The organism is Microbacterium sp. ZXX196, from assembly GCF_009709595.1.
Classification (GTDB): Bacteria; Actinomycetota; Actinomycetes; order Actinomycetales; family Microbacteriaceae; genus Microbacterium; species Microbacterium excoecariae.
This window is the reverse complement of the sequence record NZ_WMEE01000244.1, coordinates 1-266: the sequence shown is the minus strand read 5'-3', so window position 1 is coordinate 266 and position 266 is coordinate 1. Positions and strand designations below refer to the sequence as shown.

1 rRNA gene is annotated in these 266 nt (G+C 53.8%); it reads right to left on the bottom strand.

Going from position 1 to position 266, the window contains the following annotated elements:
• Positions 1-266, bottom strand: a 16S ribosomal RNA gene (locus tag GJQ66_RS12920); the annotation flags it as partial.

The window sequence follows — 266 nt, the reverse complement described above, 5'->3', positions numbered from 1 at the left end:
CGTAGTTAGCCGTGGCTTTCTGGTTAGGTACCGTCAAGGTACCGCCCTATTCGAATGGTACTTGTTCTTCCCTAACAACAGAGTTTTACGATCCGAAAACCTTCATCACTCACGCGGCGTTGCTCCGTCAGACTTTCGTCCATTGCGGAAGATTCCCTACTGCTGCCTCCCGTAGGAGTCTGGGCCGTGTCTCAGTCCCAGTGTGGCCGATCACCCTCTCAGGTCGGCTACGCATCGTTGCCTTGGTAAGCCATTACCTTACCAAC